The sequence below is a fragment of the Massilia sp. Bi118 genome (assembly GCF_918697865.1).
In the GTDB taxonomy this organism is placed as follows: Bacteria; Pseudomonadota; Gammaproteobacteria; order Burkholderiales; family Burkholderiaceae_D; genus Telluria.
This window is the reverse complement of sequence record NZ_CAKKMV010000001.1, coordinates 135236-153581: the sequence shown is the minus strand read 5'-3', so window position 1 is coordinate 153581 and position 18346 is coordinate 135236. Positions and strand designations below refer to the sequence as shown.

General features: G+C 65.5%; 17 protein-coding genes. 9 read left to right on the top strand and 8 right to left on the bottom strand.

Features of this window, described 5'->3' with window-relative positions:
- Positions 1-82: 82 nt before the first annotated feature.
- Positions 83-574, bottom strand: coding sequence for a Cys-tRNA(Pro) deacylase (gene ybaK / locus LQV39_RS00720; protein WP_230019713.1), 492 nt, complete (start codon positions 572-574; stop codon positions 83-85).
- A gap of 38 nt (positions 575-612) precedes the next feature.
- Between ybaK and LQV39_RS00715 the strand changes: the two genes are divergently transcribed.
- From LQV39_RS00715 to LQV39_RS00705, 3 genes are all read left to right on the top strand, one after another.
- Positions 613-1590, top strand: coding sequence for an endonuclease/exonuclease/phosphatase family protein (locus tag LQV39_RS00715; RefSeq protein WP_230019712.1), 978 nt, complete (start codon positions 613-615; stop codon positions 1588-1590).
- Positions 1591-1845: 255 nt separating this feature from the next.
- A complete protein-coding gene (locus LQV39_RS00710; RefSeq protein WP_230019711.1) occupies positions 1846-3036 on the top strand; it encodes an efflux RND transporter periplasmic adaptor subunit in 1191 nt (396 codons plus the stop codon).
- Between the two features lie 13 nt (positions 3037-3049).
- Positions 3050-6166 carry an efflux RND transporter permease subunit gene (locus LQV39_RS00705; protein WP_374199385.1) on the top strand — a complete coding sequence of 1039 codons (3117 nt, stop codon included), beginning with the start codon at positions 3050-3052 and terminating at the stop codon, positions 6164-6166.
- A gap of 97 nt (positions 6167-6263) precedes the next feature.
- Here the strand turns inward: LQV39_RS00705 and LQV39_RS00700 are convergent, their stop codons facing one another.
- From LQV39_RS00700 to LQV39_RS00675, 6 genes are all read right to left on the bottom strand, one after another.
- Positions 6264-6437: a hypothetical protein gene (locus LQV39_RS00700; protein ID WP_230019709.1), complete on the bottom strand. Its 174-nt coding sequence runs from the start codon at positions 6435-6437 to the stop codon at positions 6264-6266.
- A 71-nt stretch (positions 6438-6508) separates the two neighbouring features.
- Positions 6509-7414 (bottom strand): site-specific tyrosine recombinase XerD, encoded by a 906-nt coding sequence (xerD, locus tag LQV39_RS00695; protein WP_230019708.1) that lies wholly within the window; start codon positions 7412-7414, stop codon positions 6509-6511.
- Positions 7387-7917, bottom strand: a complete 531-nt coding sequence (locus LQV39_RS00690; protein WP_230019707.1) for a methylated-DNA--[protein]-cysteine S-methyltransferase — start codon at positions 7915-7917, stop codon at positions 7387-7389. The genes xerD and LQV39_RS00690 overlap by 28 nt, the downstream gene beginning before the upstream one ends.
- Before the next feature lie 276 nt (positions 7918-8193).
- Positions 8194-9474 carry a TRAP transporter large permease gene (locus LQV39_RS00685; protein ID WP_230019706.1) on the bottom strand — a complete coding sequence of 427 codons (1281 nt, stop codon included), beginning with the start codon at positions 9472-9474 and terminating at the stop codon, positions 8194-8196.
- A complete protein-coding gene (locus LQV39_RS00680) occupies positions 9471-10037 on the bottom strand; it encodes a TRAP transporter small permease (RefSeq protein WP_230019705.1) in 567 nt (188 codons plus the stop codon). The genes LQV39_RS00685 and LQV39_RS00680 overlap by 4 nt, the downstream gene beginning before the upstream one ends.
- Before the next feature lie 136 nt (positions 10038-10173).
- Positions 10174-11178: a TRAP transporter substrate-binding protein gene (locus LQV39_RS00675; protein ID WP_230019704.1), complete on the bottom strand. Its 1005-nt coding sequence runs from the start codon at positions 11176-11178 to the stop codon at positions 10174-10176.
- Positions 11179-11309: 131 nt separating this feature from the next.
- Here LQV39_RS00675 and LQV39_RS00670 point away from each other — a divergent pair, with 131 nt between their 5' ends.
- From LQV39_RS00670 to LQV39_RS00660, 3 genes are all read left to right on the top strand, one after another.
- A complete protein-coding gene (locus LQV39_RS00670) occupies positions 11310-13310 on the top strand; it encodes a nitrogen regulation protein NR(II) (protein WP_230019703.1) in 2001 nt (666 codons plus the stop codon).
- Positions 13311-13325: 15 nt separating this feature from the next.
- Positions 13326-13922: a response regulator transcription factor gene (locus LQV39_RS00665; RefSeq protein ID WP_230019702.1), complete on the top strand. Its 597-nt coding sequence runs from the start codon at positions 13326-13328 to the stop codon at positions 13920-13922.
- Between the two features lie 67 nt (positions 13923-13989).
- Entirely contained in the window at positions 13990-14412 is a 423-nt protein-coding gene (locus LQV39_RS00660; RefSeq protein ID WP_230019701.1) for a DUF3052 family protein, read from the top strand.
- A gap of 6 nt (positions 14413-14418) precedes the next feature.
- Here LQV39_RS00660 and queG read toward each other — a convergent pair whose 3' ends face one another.
- Positions 14419-15498: a tRNA epoxyqueuosine(34) reductase QueG gene (queG, locus tag LQV39_RS00655; RefSeq protein ID WP_230019700.1), complete on the bottom strand. Its 1080-nt coding sequence runs from the start codon at positions 15496-15498 to the stop codon at positions 14419-14421.
- A 27-nt stretch (positions 15499-15525) separates the two neighbouring features.
- On the opposite strand from queG, the gene tsaE reads away from it, so the two are divergent.
- From tsaE to LQV39_RS00640, 3 genes are read left to right on the top strand one after another with little or no spacing between them, the layout of a single operon-like run.
- Positions 15526-16011 carry a tRNA (adenosine(37)-N6)-threonylcarbamoyltransferase complex ATPase subunit type 1 TsaE gene (gene tsaE, locus LQV39_RS00650; RefSeq protein ID WP_230019699.1) on the top strand — a complete coding sequence of 162 codons (486 nt, stop codon included), beginning with the start codon at positions 15526-15528 and terminating at the stop codon, positions 16009-16011.
- The gene (locus LQV39_RS00645) at positions 15975-17411 is read left to right on the top strand and encodes an N-acetylmuramoyl-L-alanine amidase (protein WP_230019698.1); all 1437 of its coding nucleotides are present in this window, start codon (positions 15975-15977) and stop codon (positions 17409-17411) included. Before tsaE ends, LQV39_RS00645 begins: the two co-directional genes overlap by 37 nt.
- A 40-nt stretch (positions 17412-17451) precedes the next feature.
- Positions 17452-18270 (top strand): D-hexose-6-phosphate mutarotase, encoded by an 819-nt coding sequence (locus LQV39_RS00640; RefSeq protein WP_230019697.1) that lies wholly within the window; start codon positions 17452-17454, stop codon positions 18268-18270.
- The last annotated feature ends 76 nt before the right edge of the window (positions 18271-18346 follow it).

The window sequence follows — 18346 nt, the reverse complement described above, 5'->3', positions numbered from 1 at the left end:
AAACCAAACCGGGGTCTGGCCCCGGTTTTGGGCAATTGCTCAGGCGCGTGGAATATACACCATCGGCTGCGCCCGGCGGTAACTAATCGGCCAGCGCACAATGCACCGGCTTTGCCTTCAACACGTCCGCCAGCACGGCCGGCGCGATCCCGATCAGGAAGCCGCGCCGGCCGCCGTTGATATAAATCTTGTCCAGCGCCAGGATGCTTTCCTCGACATACACCGGCATCGCCTTGCGCACGCCGAAGGGCGAGGTGCCACCGACCAGGTAGCCGGAATGGCGCTGCGCCACTTCCGGCTTGCAGGGCTCGACCGACTTGCATGGAATCGCGCGCGCCAGGTTCTTGGTCGATACCTTGCGGTCGCCATGCATCAGCACGATCATCGGCCGCGCCGCCTCGTCCTGCATCACCAGGGTCTTCACCACTTCGTGCTCGGGCACGCCCAGTGCGCGCGACGAGACCGCCGTCCCGCCATGCTCTTCATACTCGTAGGGATGCTCGGAAAACGCCACGCCCTGCTTGCGCAGGAATTGCGTCGCCGGTGTCTCGGAAATGTGCTCTTTCTTGGCCATGCGTGTTACGCTAAAAGCAAACGGAGGAGTTGCTTATTATGCAGCAAGAAATTCGCTTTGCCACCTTCAACGTCTGCAACCTTGCACCGCCCGGCGCCCGGCTCTACGAGAACCTGGAACCCAGCACGCCTGAAGAGTACGAAGCGAAGATCGCCTGGACCGCGCACCAGATCGACATGCTGGGCGCCGACGTCATCGGCTTCCAGGAAGTGTTCTCGCAGGGCGCGCTGGCCGAGGCCCTGTCGCGCACCCGCCGTTACCGCGAAGCGATCCACGTCGGCTTCGACCCGGATCCCGGCGCCGATAAACTGACGCCCAGCGTCGCCCTGGTCTCGCGCCTGCCGCTGGCCGACGCCGCCGCTTCCTTCCCCTATTTCCCGTCGGGCATCGCGATGCCGCCCGGGAACCGCGACCCCGAGCGCTTTACCCGCGCGCCCCTGCACGCGGCCATCGAGATCCGGCCCGGGCTGGTGGTCGACGTGGTGGTGGTGCACCTGAAGTCGCGCCGCCCGGACTACCGCGCCAGCGACACCGGCGACGATCCGCAGCTGTACGCCCTCGCCTCCCTGCGCTCGCTGATCCGGCGCGGCACAGAGGCCGCCGCCCTGCGCGTGATCCTGTCGCGCCTGGGCCGCGAGAACCGCCGTCCGCGGGTGGTGCTGGGCGACTTCAACGACGTCGCCGACGCCGTCACCACCGGCATCGTGCTCGGCATCGGCGCCCCCAGCGGCGACCGCCTGTACGACGCCTGCCAGCTGCAGCGCCGCCAGGACCGCCTGCGTCATGTCGGTTTTTCCAACCTGCACGAAGGGCAGTACACGACCATCGACCATATCCTGGTGTCCGGGGAGTTCAACGGCGAGCTGCCGGGGGCGCTGGGCGAGATCGTGGATGTGGTCTATCTGAACGATCACCTGGACCTGGGTTTGCCGGAAGCGTCCGATCATGGGCAGGTGCTGGCGCGGCTGCGGCTGTTCGAACGGCCTGCCGGCAGCGCCCCCTACGGCGACGCCTAGCCGTCGTTCCCGCGCAGGCGGGAACCCAAGTTTTCAAGCGTTTCGATAACTCAAGCAGAACTTGGATTCCCGCCTCCGCGGGAATGACGGCAAGTGGTGTCCACCCGGTCGTCCGCACTGTCCAATATCGCACACGCTCGTCCCGGGTTTTTGACGTTTCAGCGGCCCGAATGCACGGCTCGTCGCATTCCGATAGCTGTTCGTCATGCTCTTCCCTATTCTGCCGCAATCCCTCCGAATAAGAAGAGTCACGCCATGAAAATCGAATCCCTGCCGCCTGCCTCCGTCGAGCCCTCCCCTATCGTGGCAACCAAGCCCCGCCGCTGGCGCAAGCCCGTCATCGGCCTGGCCATCCTCGCGCTCGTGGGCGCGGGCGGGTATGCGTACACGCATGCGGGCAGCGGCGCCAAGCCGGCCGCGCCAGTGGCATCGGCAAAGAAGGATGTGGTGCACGAACTGTCGGCGCGCGACGTCGCCAGGGTCGAGGCGCGGCCGCTGGCGCTGACCCTGCCGCTGTCCGGTTCCCTGACGCCGCTGGCCCAGGCCACCGTGCGCTCCAAGGTCTCGGGCGTGGTGCGGCACACCACGGTGCAGGAAGGGATGCAGGTGGCGGCCGGCCAGGTGATCGCCCAGCTGGACGACAGCGAAGCGCGCGCCCGCGTGGCCCAGCAGCAGGCGCTGCTGGCCGACGCCAATGCGCGCCTGGCCCTGGCGAAGAAAAACCAGGCCAACAGCGCCGCCCTGCTCAAGCAGAACTACATCGCCCAGAACGCCTACGACACGAGCACCAACAGCGTCGAGCTGGCCCAGGCCGCGGTCGACTCGGCGCGCGCCCAGCTCGACCTGGCGCGCATCGCCATGAACGACACCACCATCCGCGCGCCCATCGCGGGCGTGGTCAGCAAGCGTCATGCGCAGGCGGGCGAGAAGCTGTCGCCGGACAGCCCGGTCTTCTCGATCGTCGACCTGAAGCAACTGACCCTCGACGCCCAGGTGCCGGCTTCCGACATCCCGCGCGTGAAGGTCGGCCAGGAGGTGCAGTTCAAGGTCGACGGTTTCGGCGACCGCAACTTCGCCGGCAAGGTCCTGCGCATCAACCCGGCCGCGGAAGCCGGCTCGCGCGCGATGCTGGTCTATATCGGCGTCGACAATCCGGATGGCGCACTGCGTGCCGGCATGTTCGCCAAGGGCATGGTGACGACCGAGAAGACGGCCGCCCGCCCGCTGCTGCCGCTGCTGGGCGTGCGCCAGGAACACGGGCGCGACCTGGTCTACCGCGTCGACTCTGGCCGCGTCGTGGCCCAGCCGGTCAAGCTCGGCCTGCGCAACGAAGACGAAGGCCTGGTCGAAGCCGTCGACGGCATCGCCGCAGGCAGCACGGTCCTGGCGGTCAAGCTGGACGGCCTGAAGCCCGGCGACAAGGTCAAGCTGCCCAACCAGGAATAACAAGGACAACGACATGTGGATGACCCGTATCAGTATCAAGCACCCGGTGTTCGCGACCATGGTGATGGTCGGCCTGATGGTGCTGGGCCTGTTCTCCTACCGCAGCCTGGGTGTCGAGAGCATGCCGAACATCGAGATCCCGGGCGTCTGGATCGAGACCGCGTATCCGGGCGCCTCGCCGGAACAGGTCGAGATCGACGTCACCCGTCCGATCGAGGAAGCGGCGAATACCGTCGGCGGCATCAAGACGATTCGCAGCAACTCCTGGGAGGGCCGCTCCGGCGTCGGCGTCGAGTTCCAGCTGAGCGTGGACATGGACCGCGCCGTGCAGGACCTGCGCGACCGCATCAGCACGGTGCGCGGCGGCTTCCCGCGTGAAGTCCGCGAGCCGGTGGTCTACCGCCAGGAAGGCGAGAACGCGCAGCCGGTGCTGCAGGTGGCGCTGCTGTCCCACGAGCGCAGCCTGCGCGACCTGTCGATGCTGACCGACCAGGTGATCGTCAAGCGCATCCAGGCCGTGGCCGGGGTCGGCCAGGTCCGCGTCAACGGCAAGCAGAATCGCCAGGTGCTGGTCGACATCCGCCCGGACCAGCTGCGCAGTCTGCATGTCGGCATCGACGAAGTCATGACTGCGATCGCCTCCACCAACGCCAACCTGCCGGCCGGCCGCATCAGCCAGGGCGAGCGCGAGAACCTGGTGCGCATCGAAGGCAAGATGAAGGAAGCGGCCGACTTCAAGCGCATCATCGTGGCCCGGCGCGCCAACGGCCCGGTCTACCTGGAGCAGGTGGCCGACATCAGCGACGGCGCCGCCGAAGAGGAATCGATCTCGCGCGTGGACGGCGAGCGCGCCCTGTCGCTGGAAATCGCCAAGGTCCAGGATGCGAACACGGTCGAAGTCGGCGCCAACGTCAAGAAGGCGATCGAGGCGATGAAGGAGACGCTGCCGAAGGACGTGCAGTTCCGCATCCTCGAGGACGTGTCGAGCCGTGTCCAGCACCAGGTCGACAACGTCAAGGAGACCATCGCCGAAGGCGCGGTGCTCACCATGTTCATCGTGTTCCTGTTCCTGCACTCGTGGCGCAGCACCGTCATCACCGGCCTGACCCTGCCGATCTCGGTGCTGGCCAGCTTCATCGCCATGAAGTACTTCGGCTTCACGCTGAACTTCCTGACCCTGATGGCGCTGTCGCTGTCGATCGGCCTCTTGATCGACGATGCCATCGTGGTGCGCGAGAACATCGTGCGCCACCTCGGCATGGGCAAGAGCCATGTGCGCGCCGCCGAGGACGGCACCAACGAGATCGGCCTGGCGGTGATGGCCACGACGTTCGCGATCGTCGCCGTGTTCGTGCCGATCGCCTTCATGAAGGGCATCATCGGCCGCTTCTTCCTGCAGTTCGGGATCACGGTGGCGGTGGCGGTGCTGGTTTCGCTGTTCGTCAGCTTCACGCTCGATCCGATGCTGTCCTCGGTGTGGCCGGACCCGGTCAAGGGCCGCTTCAAGTATGTGCCCTGGCTGGGCCGCCTGATGGCGCGCATCGACCGCGGCATCGAGCACGTGCACGGCTGGTATGCGAAGGTGCTGGGCTTCGCGCTGGCCTGGAGAAAAGCGACCCTGGCCTTCGCTTTCGCGGTGTTCGCCGGTAGCCTGATGCTGGTGCCGATGATCGGCGGCGAATTCGTGCCGCAGGTCGACAACGGCTACATCCAGCTGACCTTCAAGACCGCGGTCGGCTCCAGCCTCGAGTACAGCGACGCCAAGGTGCGCCAGATCGAGACCGCCCTGAAGGACTTCAAGGAAATCGACAACGTGCAGACCGTGGTGGGCGCCTGGGAAGGACGCAACACGTCCATCATCAGCCTGAAGCTGACCGACGTGCGCAAGACCCACCGCCGCTCGCAGCAGGAGATGGAACAGGTGATCCGCGACCGCCTGTCCAGCATCGCCGGCGTCGAGATGACGGTCGGTAACCGTCCCATCTTCATCGCCATCCTCGGCAGCGACGAGTCGAAGCTCGACATCGTGGCGCATCGCCTGATGGACAAGATGAAGAAGATCAAAGGCGTGGCCGACATCCAGTACAGCCAGGAAGGGGCGAATCCGGCTACCATCGTCAAGATCGACCGCGAGCTTGCCACCGACCTGGGCCTGTCGGTGCAGCAGATCGGCGCCGCCCTGCGTCCTTTTGTGGGCGGTGACCAGACCAACCGCTGGCTGGCGCCGGACGGCCAGAACTACGAAGTCAACGTGCAGCTGCCGAAGTCCGGGCGCCAGAAGGTGGCAGACCTGGCCGACCTGGCGGTGGCCTCGAGCAAGATGGATGCGGCCGGCAATCCGATCATGGTGCCGCTGCGCCAGGTGGTCGAATTCGTGCCCTCGACCAGCCCGCAGGTGCTCAAGCGCCAGGCGCTGGAACGCCGCGTGGCCGTCATGGCCGGCCTCGACCAGCGCCCGCTCGGCGACGTGATGAAGGAAGTGAACGCGGCCATGAAGGCTATCGACCTGCCGGAAGGCGTGCGCTTCGACGTCGGCGGCCAGTCGAAGGACATGGAAGAGACCATGGGCGGCTTCGCGATCGCCCTCGGCATCGCCATCATCTTCATCTACCTGGTGCTGGCTTCGCAGTTCGGCAGCTTCCTGCAGCCGATCGCGATCATGACGGCGCTGCCGCTGTCCCTGATCGGCGTGCTGCTGGCCCTCCTGATCACGAAGAGCACACTGAACATCTTCTCGATCATCGGCGTGGTGATGCTGATGGGCCTGGTGACCAAGAACGCGATCCTGCTGGTGGACTTTGCCAACCAGGGCCAGCGCGAAGGGAAATCACAGTTTGCGGCGCTGATGGAAGCCGGCCAGGTGCGCCTGCGCCCGATCCTGATGACGACGCTGGCGATGATCTTCGGCATGCTGCCGATGGCGCTGGGGCTGGGCGAAGGCGCAGAGAACCAGGCGCCGATGGGCCGCGCCGTGATCGGCGGCGTGATCACCTCGACCCTGCTGACCCTGGTGGTGGTGCCGGTGGCTTATACCTACCTGGATAGTTTGGGCAAGCGGGTGAAGCGCTGGTTCCAGAAGGGGCATGAGCTTGAAGCCGATGCTGCGCCGGGAGAAGGACAGGCAGTCTGAACGTCGTCCCCGCGCAGGCGGGGACCCAAGTTGACCTTCGTGGCAACGCGCCGAACTTGGGTCCCCGCCTTCGCGGGGACGACGGCTTCAAGGCCAACTAAGCCGAATCCCGCTCCGGCTCGACTTCCGCCGCATCCTCCTCAGGAGAAGCATCCCCCTCCTCCCCCTTGTGCTGCTTGGCCTCCAGCTTGCGCTTGGCCTTTTCCTCCGCCTTCTTCTTTTTCTCCAACTCACGTTGCCGTTTTTCGTACTGGAAATTCGTCTTGGCCATGGTGTCCTCGTGCGTGTGGGAAGAGTGCTACTAGATCATTATGACTCACCAGACCCGCCAGGTCTTGAGAATTAACCACGCGGGTGGTGCTGGGCGTGCAGGTGCTTCAAACGCTCGCGCGCCACATGGGTGTAGATCTGCGTCGTCGAAATGTCGGAATGCCCCAGGAGCAGTTGCACCACGCGCAGGTCGGCGCCGTGGTTCAGCAGGTGGGTGGCGAAGGCGTGGCGCAGCGTGTGCGGCGACAGCGGCGCCGTGATGCCTGCCCGCGCCGCATGCTTCTTGATCACGATCCAGAACATCTGGCGCGTCATCGGTCCGCCACGGCCGGTCACGAACAGCGCATCGTCGACCTGGCCGTTCAAGATCTGGCCGCGCGCCTCCTTCATGTAGCGCTCCAGCCAATGCCGTGCCTGCTCGCCGAAGGGCACCAGGCGGGTCTTGCTGCCCTTGCCCGTGATGCGCAGGATGCCGTCGTTCAGGCTCAGCTCGACCACTTTCAAAGTCACCAGTTCCGACACTCGCAGGCCGCTCGCATACATCAGCTCCAGCATGGTGCGCTCGCGCAGGCCCAGCGGGGTCGAGACGTCCGGCGCGCCCAGAAGGGCTTCGACCTGGGCTTCGCTCAGCGTATGGACGAAGCGGGTCGGCTGCCTGGCCGAGGCCATGTTCAGGCAGGGGTCATGGTCGATGCGGCGTTCGCGCAGCGCCATCTGGTAGAAGCGCTTCAGCACCGACAGGCGCCGGTTGGCCGAGCTGGGCTTGGTGTCCTCGTGGCGCTCGGCAAAGTAAGCGGACACATCCTGCGGCTGCACCGCATGCAGGCTGGCGCAGTCCGGCCGCTTTTTCTCCAGCCAGCCGGCGAACAGGCGCAGGTCGCGGCGGTAGGCGTCGAGCGAGTTCTTCGCCAGCCCGTGCTCGAGCCAGAGGGCGTCGCAGAAGCCGTCGATCAGGGAAAGATTGACTGCTGCTGCCATGGGACGTCGATGGGAAGTGCGCCTTCGTGGCGCAACAGCCAGCGCTTGACCGTGAGCGTGAAGCCGTGTTCGTCGTCGCTGCTGGCAAAGCCGCCCAGGCCGCCGCTTGCCGTCACGCGGTGGCAGGGAATCACCAGGGGGAACCAGTTGGCGCCGCAAGCCTGGCCCACCGCGCGCGGATGCGAGTCGAGCAGCTTGGCCACCTGGCCGTAAGTACGCACGCTGCCGCGCGGGATCGCGCAGATGGCATCCCAGACGCGGCGCTGGAATTCGCTGCCGGCATCCACCAGCGGCAAATCGAAACGGAAATCGGCGTCGGCGAAATAGCGCAGGACCTGCTGCGCGGCCTGCTCGGCGGCGGCGTCCTGCGGCGCTTTTTCTTCGTAATGCGACGGCAGGTAGACCAGCTCGCGGACTTGTTTGTCTTGCGTGCGGATGCCCATTGCCCCGAACGGCGCCGCGACGATGGCGCTGAAAAGCTCGCTGCCCTGTTGTGTATTCATCGACGCAGTGTAGCAAAAAAAAACGCACCCTCGTGAGGTGCGCTTTCAGTGTGGGTCACGTTTGCGGCCACGCGGTCAGTGCCGGCGGCATCTATAAAACGTGCGTCTCCTCATCGTTTCTCCGGTAGTCCGTTCTGGATTACCGCTTTTTTGGTGCTTCTCCCCAAATTCGTATCCGGGCTTCTTTAACGCACCACTGTGGTGCCAAAGCTGCGCCATCATAACGCATTCGTATAAGAAAAGCGTAGTTTTTTATATACATTCACGAAATATATGTCAGCTATATACCAGCCTCGGCAGCCATAAGGAAATCGCCGGCACATAGGTGATCAGCAGCAGGAAGCCGATCATCGTCAGCAGCCAGGGCATCACCGCCACCGTCAGTTCGGAGATCCCCATCTTGGTGATGCCGGACGCCACATACAGGTTCAGGCCCACCGGCGGATGGCACATGCCGACCTCCATGTTGACCACGATGATGATGCCGAAGTGGACCGGGTCGATGCCCAGCTGGACCGCGACCGGGAACAGGATCGGCGCCATGATCAGCACGATGGACGAGGGCTCCATCACGTTGCCGGCGATGAGCAGCAGCAGGTTCACGACGATCAGGAAGCCGATCGGGCCCAGGCCCTGGCCGGTGAGCCAGCTGGCCATCGCCTGCGGCACGTTCTCGCTGGTCATCAGGAAGGAGAACAGCACGGCGTTGGTGATGATATACAGGAGCATCGCCGACATCGCCGCCGAATCCAGCAGCACCTTGCCGACCTGGACCAGCTTCAGGTCCTTGTACACCCACACCGCGATCACGAAGGCGTACACCGCCGCGATGCCGGCCGCTTCGGTCGGCGTGAACACGCCGGAGTAGATGCCGCCCATGACGATCACGATCAGGAACAGGCCCCAGGCGCTGCGGCGGAAGGCGGTCCAGCGCTCGCCCCAGGTGGCGCGCGGCATGCGCGGATAGTCGCGCTTGCGTGCAATGGTCCAGGTGGTCAGGCCCAGCAGGAAGGCCAGCAGCAGGCCGGGCACCACGCCGGCCATGAACAGCTGGCCGACCGAGGTGTTGGTGGTGACCGAGTACATCACCATCACGATCGAGGGCGGGATCAGGATGCCGAGCGCGCCCGAGGTCGTGATCACGCCGGCGCCGAAGCGCTTCGGGTAGCCCTGCTTGACCATGGCCGGCAGGATGATGGAACCGATCGCCACCACCGTCGCCGGGCTCGAGCCCGACACCGCGGCGAACAGCGCGCAGGCGAACACGCCGGCCAGCGCCAGGCCGCCATGGAAATGGCCGACCATCGAGGTGGCGAAGTTGATCATGCGCCGCGCGACCCCGCCATGGGTGAGGAAGTTACCCGCCAGGATGAATAGCGGGATGGCCATGATCTCGAAGTTGTCGATGCCGGTGAAGAGCTTCATCGCCACCGATTCGATCGGCACGTGCGTCATGGTGAACAGGAAGGTCAGCACCGTGAGGCCGAGCGCGATCGAGACCGGCATCCCGGTCAGCATCAGCAGGATCAGCAGGACGAAAATGATGGCGGCGTTCATGGGGCTTTCCTTGCTTCGTTGATTTCGTCTTCCAGGCCTTCGACGTAGGCGTGGTCATGCTTCGGCAGCTCGCCGGTGCGCACGAAGTGCCAGGTCACCTGCAGGAAGCGGAAGCACATCAGCCAGGAGCCCAGCGGCAGCGCCAGGTAGACGATCCACATCGGCAGCTCCATGTCGGGCGAGGTCTGCTCGGTGCCGGCCATGCGCCACACGAAGCTGGCGCCGAGGGTGCCGATGATGCCGGTGAACAGCGCGCCGGCCAGCAGGGCCGTCACGACCATCTTGTTGCGCCAGCGCTCGGACAGGCGGTTGATCAGCACGTCGACGCCGACGTGGATGCCGGTGCGCACGCCGTAGGCGGCGCCGAACTTGGCCATCCACACGAACATGATGGTGCTGAGCTCCTGGGCCCAGCTGGTATTCAGGGAAATGAGCCAATCCTGCAGCGCCCCCAGGGGCAGGCCGGACAGGTAGCGGTGCAGCACCGCGATGAAGATGATGAAGGTGGCGCCGGCCATCAGGCTGGCGATGATCCACTCTTCCAGGCGGTCGAGGATTTTCATGGTCTGGGCGCGAGACGTCGTTCCCGCGCAGGCGGGAACCCAAGTTTGCATGAGCTGACGAAACGCCGGCAAACTTGGGTCCCCGCCTTCGCGGGGACGACGGTTACAAGCTAACGGTTACGAGAGAGGCCGCGTCTTACTGAACGGACGCAGTCGCCTTGTTGATCGACTTGATCAAATCAGCGCCGACCCGGCTCTCCATCTGCTTCTGCACCGGCAGCAGGGCCTTGCGCCATGCCGCCTGTTCCTGCGGGTTCAGGTTGTAGATGGTGGTCTTGCCGGCCTTGCGGATGGCTTCCAGGGCCATGTCGTTGTCCTGCTGGGCGATCGCCTTTTCGTACTTGGTGGCGTCCAGCATGGCCTGCTGCAGCTGGCCGCGGACGTCGGCCGGCAGGCCGTCCCAGAACTTCTTGTTGACGATGACCGCATAGCCCAGGTAGCCGTGGTTCGACACGGTCACGTGCTTCTGCACCTCATGCATCTTCTGGGTGTACATGTTCGACGGCGGGTTCTCGGTGCCGTCCACCACGCCGGTCTGCAGCGCCTGGTAGACTTCCGAGAAGGCCAGCGCCTGCGGGTTGGCGCCCAGCGCGCGCATTTGCGCGTCCAGCACCTTCGAGCTCTGGATACGCATCTTCAGGCCGCGGAAATCGGCCGGCATGTGCAGCGGCTTGTTGGCCGACATGACCTTGAAACCGTTGTCCCAGTAGGCCAGGCCGGTGATGCCCTTCGGCTCCAGCTTCTGCATCAGGCTCTTGCCGATCGGGCCTTCGGTCACGGCGTACAGCGCGGCCTTGGTCGGGAAGATGTAGGGCAGGTCGAAGGCTTCGAATTCCTTCACGCCCAGCGGGCCGAACTTGGCCAGCGAAGGCGCCAGCATCTGCACGGCGCCCAGCTGCAGGGCTTCGAGTTCTTCCTTGTCCTTGTACAGCTGGCTGTTCGGGTAGACTTCGACCTTGACGCGGCCCTTGGTCATCTTCTCGGCCAGGTCCTTGAAGCGCTCGGCGGCGCGGCCCTTCGGCGTGTCGGTCGCCACCACGTGGCTGAACTTGATGACGATGGGCGCCTGGGCGAAGACGTCCAGGGCAAAGCTGGCGCCGGCGAACAGGGCAAGTGCTGCGACCACGGATTTGATCTTCATTTCGTCTCCTTTGTTATAAAAATAAGTATAGTTTTTGTATTTATCACGAGTCTGCTGAGCTTTCCTGTCGGGGGCTATTGTGGAAAACCACAATAGGCGGCTCAGCAGTAAAAGTATCACGTTATGGCACCATGAAAAACCCATTCTCGATTCCACGCCCCGTTCCGGACGGTCCCTGGCGCTGGCTGGTGCCGGTGCTGCTGGTGCTGCTGTTCCTGCTCGTCCTGCTGTGGCTGCCCTGGCAGGCGCGCCAGATGGAGGCCAACGAGCGCCAGGAACAGCTGATCGCGGACACCCTCTGGGTCGAGCAGACCCTGCGCTTCGAACTGGCGCGCAGCGAGGAAGCGCTGGCGACCCTGGGCGCGGACCTGTCCGCCGACGCCCCGCCCGCACCGAACGCGCTGCAGGCGCGCCTGGCGCAGATGTTCAAGAATGGTCACGAACTGCGCCGCATCGCCTGGCTGGACGCCGACGGCAAAGCGCTGGCCCTGCGCGGCAGCGAGCTGCCGGAAAGCGGCCTGACCCAGTCCTCGCGCGATGCCCAGACCATGGCGCGCAGCTCGCGCAACGGCCGCTACAGCGATGCCTACGGCGCCGGCCACGCGAGCGGCGGCCTGGTCGACTACCACTTGCCGCTCTACCGCCACGGCCAATATGCCGGCAGCCTGCTCGCCACCTACAACCTGCAAACCCTGCTGGACGAGAACGTGCCCTGGTGGTTCGCCCAGGACAACGCGCTGTCCCTGCTCGACCGCGACGACCGCGTGGTAGCGCGCCGCGCCGCCGGCGGCCCCGGACACGGCGTCTACACCCACAAGCGTGCGCTCGACCTGCCCGGCGCCCAGATCGCGCTGGCCACCGACAGCGTGAAGGGCGCGCCCAAGCTGCTGCCGAATTTGCTGGTCGGCTCGGTGATCGTGCTGGCGCTGGGCCTCGTCATCTCGCTGGCCGCGCTGTGGCGCCACATCGCGCGCACCATCGCCGCCGAGAACGCGCTGCGCCAGCAAATGGCCTTCCGCACCGCGATGGAAAACTCGCTGCTGACCGGCCTGCGCGCGCGCGACCTCGAAGGCCGCGTCACCTACGTCAACCCGGCCTTCTGCCGCATCGTCGGCCACCCGGCGGCCGAGCTGATCGGGATGAAACCGCCCATGCCCTACTGGGCGCCGGAGGCGATGGCCGACTACGAATACCGCTTCCGCAAGGTGCTCGAAGGCCAGCCGGTGCAGCAGTTCGAGACCGTGTTCCAGCGCCCCGACGGCACGCGCGTGCCGGTGCTGGTGTTCGAGGCCAGGCTGGTCGACAGCAATGGCCGCCACACCGGCTGGATGAGCTCCATCCTCGACATCACCGACCGCAAGCGCGCCGAGGAGCTGGCCAGGCAGCAGCAGGAAAAGCTGGAGACCAGCGCGCGCCTGGCCACCATGGGCGAGATCTCGTCGATGCTGGCGCACGAACTGAACCAGCCGCTGGCGGCGATTTCCAGCTACACCGCCGGCGCATTGAACGTGCTCGAACGCGACGGGGCGGGCAGTGGTGCGGGCGACGGCGCGGGCATGCTGAAACGCGCGCTGGAGCAGGCGAATACGCAGGCGCGGCGCGCCGGCCAGATCATCCGCAGCGTGCACGAATTCGTGAAGAAGCGCGAGCCGCGCCGCGAGACGGTGATGGTGCCGCAGGTGATCGAGGGCATCCGCTCCCTGGTCGACCTGCAGGCGCGCCAGAGCTACGTCACGCTGCAAGTTAACGTGGCGCCGGGCCTGCCGCAGGTAGAGGCCGACCGTGTGCTGCTCGAACAGGTGCTGCTGAACCTGACCCGCAATGCGATCGAGGCGATGCAGGCGATCGACCCCGAACGCCGCGTGCTGCGCATCGAAGCCGCGCACGACGTAGAACTGGGACAGGTCTCGGTGTCGGTCATCGACAATGGCCACGGCATCCCGCCGGAAGTGGCGGAGCGCCTGTTCTCGCCCTTCTTCTCGACCAAGGCCGAGGGCATGGGCATGGGCCTGTCGATCTGCCGCACGGCCATCGAATTCCACGGCGGGACCCTGACCCACGCCGACAATCCGGGCGGCGGCACGGTGTTCACGTTCACGCTGCAGCAGGCACAAGATAAAATAGCGAGCTGATACAGGAGACCTCCAATGCTGCATATCGTCGACGACGAAGACGTGATCCGCGATGCCCTCGAATGGCTGGCCCAGTCGCGCGGACTCGCCGCGCGCGGTTACGCCGGCGGCCAGGCCTTCCTCGATGCCCTGGGCAGCCAGCGCGATGCGGGCGGCGCGCAGTCAGGTGAATGCGTATTGCTGGATGTGCGCATGCCCGGCATGAACGGCATCGCCGTGTTCGACCAGCTGGTGGCGCGCGGCCTGCTGGCGCGCCTGCCGGTGATCTTCCTGACCGGCCACGGCGAGGTGCCGATGGCGGTCGACTCGCTCAAGCGCGGCGCCTTCGACTTCTTCGAAAAGCCCTTCAACGACAACCAGCTGATGGACCGCGTCGAGGAAGCGCTCGCCAAATCGCGCCAGGCCGCCGCCTCCAGCGCGGTGCACGAACGCCTGGCCACACTGTCGGCGCGCGAACGCGAGGTGCTCGATCTGATCCTGGCCGGGAACATGAACAAGGTCGTGGCCGACAAGCTGGGCATCAGCATGCGCACGGTCGAAGTGCACCGCGCCCACATCTTCGACAAGATGCAGGTCAAGACGGCGGTCGAGCTGGCGGGCCTGCTCAAGTAGCCTCGCGCACGGCTGGTTCCGTGCCCGGCTTTTCTGCAGTTCGCTTGTAAAATCATCTGAACACACCATGGTCGAACTGACCATGCAGAACATTTCTGAAGGAAATCAGATGAGCGAAAAGACAATTGCAGACAAGATGTTCCTGAGGAACGCGAAATCGATGCTGATCCTGAACGGGAACGTCCATCCTGGCATGGTGTCGCAGATGCCGCCCGAGCTGATCAAGAACGAGCAGGACAAGGTGGACGTGGTGCTGCTGTTCGCGATGAACCGCAAGGAACTCGAACAATTCTTCCCCACCGCCAAGGAACGCCTGGGCGACAAGGGCTCGATCTGGGTGTGCTATCTGAAACAGACGGCGTCCAAGGCCACTGATATCAATCGCGACTCAATCAACGCGTTTGCGAAGGAAAACGGTATCACAGGCGTGGCCATGATTTCGATCGACGGCGACTGGTCGGCTTTGCGCATGAGGCGCATCGAAGTCTGAGCTGATTCAGGCGCCGTGGCGTTGTAAAGCCCAGGCTACATGCTCGCGCACCAGCGCCGACGGATGTTCGCGCCGGGCCTGCAGCGCCGCCACCATCTGCGGATCGCCCGGGACAGTATCGGCAGCGTTCCCCATGCCCACCGCCAGGTTGCGCAGCCAGCGCTCATGGCCGATGCGGCGGATCGGGCTCCCCTCCATGCGGCGGTTGAATTCCTCCTCTTCCCACCCGAACAGTTCCACCAGGCTGGCCTCGCCCAGGCCGTGGCGCGCGTCGAAATCCGGCAGCACGGCGCGCTGCGCAAACTTGTTCCACGGGCAGACCAGCTGGCAGTCGTCGCAGCCGTAGATGCGGTTGCCGATCAGGGGCCGGAGGTCTTCCGGGATGCTGCCTTTCAGCTCGATCGTCAGGTAGGAGATGCAGCGCCGCGCGTCCAGCCGGCCCGGGCCCAGGATCGCATTCGTCGGGCAGGCCGTGATGCAGGCTTCGCACTGGCCGCAGTGGGCGCCGGTGGGCTCGTCGACAGGCAGCGGCAGGTCGACCAGGATTTCGCCGATGAAGAAGGTGGAGCCGGCCTCCCGCGACAAGAGCAGGGTGTGCTTGCCGCGCCAGCCGAGTCCCGATTTTTCGGCCAGCGGCAGTTCCATGACCGGCGCCGAATCCGTGAACACGCGAAAGCCCAGCTCGTGCCCGGCCGCCCTGACCTTTTCGGCCAGGGCCTGCAGCCGGTTGCGCAGCACCTTGTGATAATCGCGTCCACGCGCATACACCGAGACCACGGCGGCGGCCGGATCCTGCTGGCGCAGGCGTTCCTTCACACGCCAGTCGGCGTCAAGGTCCATCGGCAGGTAATCCATGCGCGCCACGATCGCGCGCACCGTGCCCGGCACCAGCTCCGCCGGCCGGGCGCGCTTCATGCCGTGGCTTGCCATATAATCCATCTCGCCGTGATGGCCGGCGTCCAGCCAGGCCTGCAGGCCGGCTTCGTGGCGCGAGAGGTCGACGTCCGCAATGCGGACCTCGGCAAAGCCCAGTTCCGCACCCCATGCCTTGATGGCGCGCGCGAGTTCGTGAAGATCGGCAAACATCCATCCATTTTAAATCCCGCAGCACCTATGCAACAACTGAACGCTTACCTCGAGGACGAATCCGCAACCCAGGCCCTGGGCGCCGCCCTCGCGCGCGCCGTCGTGCCCGGCCTCGTGATCTACCTGCACGGCGACCTCGGCGCCGGCAAGACGGCCCTGACCCGCGCCCTGCTGCACGCGGCCGGCCATAAAGGCGCGGTGAAAAGCCCGACCTACACGCTGTCCGAGCCCTACCGCATCAACCTGGATGGACAAAGCGTCAACCTGATCCACTACGACCTCTACCGCATGTCCAGCCCAGAGGAATTCCTCGACGCGGGCTTTCGCGAAGACTTCGACGGCAGGAACATCTGCATCGTCGAATGGCCGGAAAAGGGCGAGCCGGTGTTGCCGCCGCCCGACGTCCAGGTATTGCTTACCGTCAGCGGTCACGGCCGTGCTGTAGAATTGCAGGCGTTGTCCGACTTGGGCCTGCTATGCCTCGAACGCCTGCACTTCCCCCCGACTCCCTGATTCCCGGTTCCCCCCAGCGTCGCACGGTCCTGAAAGCCGGCGGCACGCTGCTGCTGTCCGTCCTCGGCGCCGCGCTGGCCCCATCGTCCGCGCTTGCCGCGCAGATCATGGCGGTGCGCGTGTGGCCGGCCGACGAGTACACCCGCGTCACCCTGGAAAACGACGGCGACCTGAAAGCCACCCACTTCATGGTGGCCGATCCGCCGCGCCTGGTGGTCGACATCGACGGCCTGGCGCTGAACGAGACCCTGAAAAGCCTGGTCGCCAAAGTCGAATCGAACGATCCCTACATCAAGCAGGTGCGGGTCGGGCAGAACCGCCCGAACGTGGTACGCCTGGTGTTCGACCTCAAGGAAGAGGTCAAGCCGCAGGTGTTCAACCTGGCCCCGGTGGCCGGCTACAAGCACCGTCTGATCTTCGACCTGTATCCGGTGCGTGCCGTCGATCCGCTGGCGGCCCTGATCGCGAAAGAGAACTGGTCGGACAGCGGCGTCCCCGCCGCCACGCCGACCCCGGCGCCGCAGCCGGGCGACGCCACCATCGGCAAGGCCGGCCCGGACGCGATCGCCAAGCTGGAAGCCGACGCCGCGCGCGCCGGCAGCACCCCGGCCCAGCCGCAGCCCAGCGCGCCGCAGTCCCAGCCCCAGCCGCCCACGCAGCCCAGGCCCGCCGGCAATGCCGGCAAGGTCACGCGCATGGTCACCATCGCCCTCGACCCCGGCCATGGCGGCGAGGACCCGGGCGCGACCGGCGCGACCGGCGTGCACGAGAAGGACATCGTGCTGGCGGTCGCGAAACGGCTGAAAGGCAAACTGGAAGAGCTGCCGAACACGCGCGTGATGCTGACCCGCGACGCCGATTTCTTCGTGCCGCTCGGCCAGCGCGTGGAAAAGGCGAGGAAGGTGCAGGCCGATTTGTTCGTCTCGATCCACGCGGACGCCTTCATCCAGCCGTCCGCGCGCGGCTCCTCGGTGTTCGTGCTGTCGGAAAAAGGCGCGAGCTCGAGCGCGGCGCGCTGGCTGGCGAACGACCAGAACAAGGCCGACCTGATCGGCGGCGTAAACCTCGGCACCCAGGACAAGCAGCTGGCCAGCGTGCTGTTCGACCTGTCGACCACCGCCCAGATCAACGACAGCATGAAGCTCGGCAAAGCCGTGCTCAGCGAGATCGGCGGCATCAACCGCCTGCACAAGGGCGCGGTCGAGCAGGCCGGCTTTGCGGTGCTGAAGGCCCCGGACATCCCCTCGATCCTGGTCGAAACGGCCTTCATCTCGAACCCGGAAGAGGAAGCGAAACTGAAGGACGACGCCTACCAGAACCAGCTGGCGGACGCGATCACGAAAGGCATCAAGCGCTACTTCGCGTACAATCCGCCGCTGGCGAAAGGCCGAACGGCTTGAGGTCCAGGTAGTCTTAATCAGAGTCAGAGGAGGATAAGTCGTGAGCGCATCCACTATCGAATACGGGCAATTGCCCGCTCTGCTGCTGCGTGCGCCGGACGGCGCCGAAGCGACCATCACCTTGTACGGCGCCCATCTGGTGTCGTGGAAGCCCATTTCCGGCACCGCGGCGCCGGCCCAGGAACGCATGTTCATGAGCCGCCTGTCCGCGCTCGACGGCAGGCGCGCCATCCGCGGCGGCGTGCCGGTGATCTTCCCGCAATTTGCCGAACGCGGCGAAGGCATGCGCCACGGCTTCGCTCGCACCAGCACCTGGCGCGTGCTCGACAGCGGCGAAGAGGACGGCGCCGCCTTCGCCGTGCTGGGCCTGAACCAGGCCGATTTGTCGCCGCAGGCATCGAGTGCCTGGGCCTATCCCTTCGAACTGGCGCTGCGCGTCAGCGTGCATGCTGCCTCCCTGGCCATGACGCTCGAAGTGCGCAACACCGGCACCCACCCCTTCCCCTTCGCCGCCGCGCTGCACACCTATCACCTGGTCGACGACGTCGAAGCCGTGCGCATCGAGGGCGTGCAGGCCGAGACCCTGGCCGTGACCGACAAGCTGGACCAGGTGTTCACGGATATCGCCGGCCCCATTCGCTTCGACAATGGCGCCGACGAGCTGCTGCTGCGGCAGAGCGGCTTTACGGATGCGGTGGTGTGGAATCCCGGCGCGGCCGACGCCGCGGCGCTGGCGGATATGGAAGATGAGGAGTACCGGAACTTCGTTTGTATCGAGCCGGCGCTGCTGGGGCCGCTGACCTTGGCGCCGGGTGGGGTTTGGCGGGGCGAGTACCAAATTAGTCCGGCGTTGGCCTGAAACCCAGAACGTCATCCCCGTGAAAACGGGGATCCATGCTGAGCCGGAAGATTCGCGGCTTTAACTTCGGACGCTC